We start from the raw sequence: 2,308 nt of genomic DNA, 5'->3' as shown, positions 1-2,308 counted from the left end.
CAGGTCGGCGGGCCGGTAGCCGTTCGGATACCCGGGGTAGGTCCGGTTCTCGGTCGCGCTCGACCCCAGCGCCCGTCGACGTACCGGGAGCCACCGGACCACCGCGGACCGGGCCCGCAGCGCGGCGTACGCGGCCCTGCGTCGTCCCGGCGGCTGCCACGGGAAGCCGAAGGCCCGGGTCATGTCGTCGTCCACCAGCGACAGGACCACCTTGCGGACCGCGGGGCGGACCGCCTCCGGATACCAGGAACACATGAGATCGAGCGTGTACGTGCCGATGAGCTCGTTGTTCCGGTCGTAGCGGAAGGTGCGGGCCTCGTAGTCGTCACGCCACCGGCGGAACTCCCCGATGTCCTCCGGGATGTCGGCGATCTTCATCCGCTGCCCCACCCCGCGGTAGAAGTGGAACGCGGCCAGTCGCTCGTGGGGGTGCAGGCGCCGCCACCCGATCGCGTCGATCCACTCCAGCGGCTCGTAGATGAACGTCGACAGCACGTACAGCATGTCGTCGTTGGTGATCTCGTACCGCGCGTGCTGGCGGTTGATCACCCGCAGCGCCTCCTTGCCGCGCGGCGAGTCGTACCCGTGCTCGACCAGCTCCACCATCAGCAACGCGGTGTCGTCGTACCGCTTCTGGGGGTTGTCGCGGAACTGGCCGGCCTGCTCCAGGACCGCCGACACCGAGGGCACACAGTACGTGCGGTACAGGGCCAGCTCGAGTGCCCGCTGGTAGTCCCAGGGGAACTCGTAGGAGGAGGTGATGCGGTGGATCTCCGTTGCGTCGGCGACCGGGTCGAGGGACGCGATGAGATCCCGCCAGTACCAGCGGCCCGGCTTGAGCGGCGGCGACGCCGTGAGCGGGTGCTCGACGGCGGCGTCGGCCACCAGCTCGGACGGGATCGGTCCGAACACCCCGGGCAGGGTGCGCCGTCCCGCGTCCGCGGAGCTCGTCGTCGTCGTGTCCCGGAGTTCCTCCGGCGTCGTCCTGTTCGAGGCGGTGGCGGTCATCGGGAGATCACAGCTTTCCCTGCACGTTGGCCAGCATCCACTTGACCACCTTGATGTCCCTCGGCTTGCGGGTCATGGTCATGAGGTTGAGCGGGGCGACGAACTTCTGTGCCGTGATGGCCTTGGGCCGCGAGAACTCCCGGAGCCCGTCGGCGCCGTGGATGCGGCCGAAGCCCGAGTCGCCCGACCCACCGAACGGGAGCGAGGGGATCCCGGCGAAGGCCAGGAACGCGTTGACCGACACCATGCCCACGTCGAGCTTCTCCGCCAGCGCCAGTCCCCGCTTGCGGTTGCCGGTGAAGATCGCGCCGCCGAGGCCGTAGCTGCTGGCGTTGGCCTTCTCGACCGCCTCCTCGAGGTCCGCGACCGAGTTGATGACGACGGTCGGCCCGAACGTCTCCTCGGTGATCGCCGTGGAGTCCTCGGGCACGTCGACCAGCACGACCGGCTCGACGACCCGCTCCCCCACCGACTCCTCGCCCCCGATGACGGCCGTGCCACCCCGGGCCAGCGCGTCCTTGACGTGTCGGCGGACGATGTCGATCTGGGACGGCAGCGTCATGGGGCCGTAGCTGGAGGTCACCGAGGTGCCGGGGGTCAGCGCCCGGACCTTCGCGGTGAACTTGTGGACGAAGGCGTCCCGGACGTCCCGGTGGACGTAGATCCGTTCGACGCCGGCGCACGTCTGCCCCGCGTTGCCCATGGCGCCGAAGACCGCCTGGTCGACGGCCGAGTCCAGGTCGGCGTCGGCGTCCACCAGGAACGCGTCCTTGCCGCCGCCCTCGATGACGACGGGGGTGAGGGTCTCCGCGCACGCGGCCATGACCTTGCGGCCCGTCGCGGCCGACCCGGTGAACGCCAGTTTGTCCACGCCCGCCCTGCACAGCGCGGCGCCGGTCGAGCCGTCACCCGTGACGGTCTGGAACAGCGGCTGGGAGGCGCCGAGCGAGTTCCACACCTCGGCGAGCCAGACGCCCACTCCGGGCGTGAGTTCACTGGGCTTGAACACCACGGCGTTGCCGGCGGCCATGGCGTAGGAGAGGGTGCCCATCGGGGTGAACGCGGGATAGTTCCAGGGGCCGATCGCGCCGACGACGCCGTACGGCTGGTACTCGACGTAGGCCGCCTGGTTGCTCATGAGCAGTCCGGCGGACACCGAGCGGCGGCGCAGCACCTTGTCGGCGTTCTTGGCCGCCCACTCCAGGTGGCTCACCGTGAGCATGACCTCGAGCGTCGCGTCCTCGTCCGGCTTGCCGGTCTCGGCGGAGATGAGCGAGGCCAACTCGTCGGAGCGGGAGGC

2 protein-coding genes are annotated in these 2,308 nt (G+C 70.2%); both read right to left on the bottom strand.

The features are described from left to right. Positions 1-1,008, bottom strand: a 1,008-nt coding sequence (locus tag G6017_RS10345) for an oxygenase MpaB family protein (RefSeq protein ID WP_182617238.1), incomplete at its 3' end; no start/stop codon positions are given. Positions 1,009-1,015: 7 nt separating this feature from the next. Then, positions 1,016-2,308: aldehyde dehydrogenase family protein (locus tag G6017_RS10340; protein WP_241731470.1), on the bottom strand; the 1,293-nt coding region annotated here is incomplete at its 5' end.

It is taken from the genome of Dietzia sp. B44 (assembly GCF_014145245.1).
In the GTDB taxonomy this organism is placed as follows: Bacteria; Actinomycetota; Actinomycetes; order Mycobacteriales; family Mycobacteriaceae; genus Dietzia; species Dietzia natronolimnaea.
This window is presented reverse-complemented; position numbering and strand designations above follow the sequence as displayed.